Genomic DNA, 2,842 nt, shown 5'->3' on the forward strand with positions numbered 1-2,842 from the left:
GGACCAGGTCGCCGTGGCCGAACAGGATGTTCGCGCGGTTCGTCTTGCCGCCGCCCGACTTGGTCGGACGGCCGGATTCGCCACCGATCTCAAGGCCGTTGTAGTCCTGTTTCAGGATGAAGTTGATCACGCCGGCGACCGCATCGCTGCCGTACACGGCCGAGGCGCCGTCACGCAGGATTTCGACACGCTCGATGGCGGCCAGCGGAATCGCGTTGATGTTGACGGCACCGCCGTCAGAGGCGAACACCGCGAGGCGGCGGCCGTTCAACAGCACCAGCGTGCGGCTGTCGCCCAGGCCACGCAGCGAAACGCTGGACGTGCCATAGCTCGCGAGGCCGGCCAGGTCCGAACCGCGGCTCGCGCCGGCGGTGTTGGTCGACGCCATCTTCTGGACCAGCTGCTCCATGTTGGCTGCACCACTGCGCGCGATCTCCTCGCGGGTGATGACCGTCACCGGCAGCGCCGTTTCRGCGTCGATGCGCTTGATCGCCGARCCGGTGATCTCGACCTTGTCCATCTGCTGCTGCGCGAGAGCGGGCAACGAGCCGAGCGCGAGGCTGCCGCCGAACGCCAACATCAGGCCGGTGCAGACCTTCGTTCTTCTAAACATGTGATCTCCTAAAACACTGAAAAGGTTGATCGATAAACCCACTCTCACAGCAAGTCATGTGCCGGCTTCATGAACCTGCCATGACCTGTCCGCAAAGACATGTAAAAGAATTGTCACTGAAGGGAAATAGCGACCGTTTAGGGTATTCCTTGATCGCTTCAGAAGGCGCGCAGGTGCCGGTGTGATACAGGCTCACGGCGCATGTGTGTCGATGTCGGGAAACCCAGCATTCATGCGGGTTTGCGGCCGGTATCGCCGATGGCGATCGATCACTCGATGACACACTTCGACGCGCACCTGGGCACCCTCCCCTAACCTGAAACAACTCAGTCGTTGGCCCTGTGCAACAGCCCTCGAAAATGGACGAGCAAAGCGGTGCCGCGCCCGCTGAAAGCGGGTGGTTCGCCCATCGATGGCACGCTGCCATCGATGCATGGCGGCGATGAATCAGGCGCTCAGTTCGGCCCTGATTCGGGGCACCGCCGCAAGCAAGGTGCGCGTGTAGCTCGATTGCGGTGAGCCCAGCACCGATTCGGTGGTGCCCGATTCCTCGATGCGCCCCTTCTGCATCACCGCCACGTGGTCGGCGATGTACTCGACGACGCCGATGTTGTGCGTGATGAAGAGGTACGACACACCGAGTTCGCGCTGCAGCTCGCGCAGCAGGTTGAGGATCTGCGCCTGCACCGACACRTCGAGCGCCGAKGTCGGCTCGTCGCAGACGATCAGCTTCGGGTTGACGGCCAGTGCACGCGCGATCGCGATGCGCTGGCGCTGGCCGCCGGAGAATTCATGCGGGTAGCGCTGCAACGCATCGCGCCGCAGGCCGACCTGGTCGACCAGCTTCTCGAGCAGCTCGCGCCGCGCGCCGAGGTCGAGCTCGGGGCGCAACGCGAGCAGGCCTTCTTCGAGCACGTCGAACACCCGCATGCGCGGGTTCAGCGATGCGAACGGGTCCTGGAAGATGATCTGCACCGCACGCCGCGCATCACGCAACGCATCGCCTTGCAGCGAGAAGAGATCCTGACCCTGGAAGATCGCCTGGCCCTCGATCACCGCCTGGTGGCGCAGCAGCTGCACGATGGCCTTGCCGGTGGTCGTCTTGCCGCAGCCGGATTCGCCGACCAGCGCCAGCGTCTCGCCGGGACGGATCGCGAACGAGATGCCGTCGACCGCGTTGAAGTGCCCCTGGGCGCGCTGCAGCAAGCCCTTGCGGATCGCGAAGCGGACCGACAGCTGCTTCACATCCAGCAGCACTGGCTGGTCCACGCCACTGGTGGCGCGGCTTTCCGGCACCGCGGCGATCGCGTCGCCCTGGATCGGGGCGGCATCCACCGGCATCGCACCATCACGGTACAGGATGCAGCGCACGTTGCGCCGCGTGCCGAGGTCGATCAGCTCGGGGATCGTCGTGTGGCACTCGGGCATCACGYGGTCGCAGCGCGGCGCGAAGCGGCAGCCGGTGAACTCCTGCCACAGCGGCGGCACGGTGCCGGGGATCGCCGCGAGGCGGCCGCCGCGCTTGTCGGCATCGGGCAGCGCGCGCAGCAGCAGCTTCGCGTACGGGTGCTTCGGCGAACGGAAGAACTCGTCGCTCGTCGCCTCCTCGATGATCTGCCCGGCGTACATCAGCGCGACGCGGTGCGCCATGCCGGCCACCACCGCGAGGTCGTGCGTGATCAGCAGCAGGCCCATGCCCTGCTCGCTCTGCAGGCGCTTCAGCAGGTCGAGGATCTGCGCCTGGATCGTCACGTCGAGCGCAGTGGTCGGCTCGTCGGCGATCAGGAAATCGGGCTCGGCAGCCAGCGTCATCGCGATCATCACGCGCTGCTTCTGGCCACCGCTCAGGCGGAACGGGTACTCGTCGATGCGGCGCTCGGGCTCGGGGATGCCGACCTTGCCCAGCCACTCGATGGCCTTCGCGCGGGCCGCGGCGCCGCGCAGCTCGGTGTGGGCCTCGATCGCCTCGACGATCTGCTCGCCGACGCGCTTGACCGGGTTCAGGCTGGTCGACGGCTCCTGGAAGATCATGCCGATCTTGCCGCCGCGCACGCTGCGCATGCGCGACTCCGGCAGCGCGAACACCTCTTCGCCCTCGACGTTCAGCGTGCCCTGCGTGACGCGGCCGTTGTCGGGCAGCAGGCGCATCAGCGCGAGCGCCGTCATGCTCTTGCCGCAACCGGACTCGCCGACCAGCGCGAAGGTCTCGCCGCGCGCGATGGTCAGGCG

At 66.5% G+C, this 2,842-nt stretch carries 2 protein-coding genes; both read right to left on the reverse strand.

What is annotated here, in order from left to right; translation table 11 throughout:
• Positions 1-613, reverse strand: a 613-nt coding sequence (locus AC1D12_RS29995) for a TonB-dependent receptor plug domain-containing protein (RefSeq protein WP_477844883.1), incomplete at its 3' end; no start/stop codon positions are given.
• A gap of 447 nt (positions 614-1,060) precedes the next feature.
• Positions 1,061-2,842: ABC transporter ATP-binding protein (locus AC1D12_RS30000; RefSeq protein WP_477844885.1), on the reverse strand; the 1,782-nt coding region annotated here is incomplete at its 5' end.

It is taken from the genome of Rhizobacter sp. P1_G5 (genome assembly GCF_056405435.1).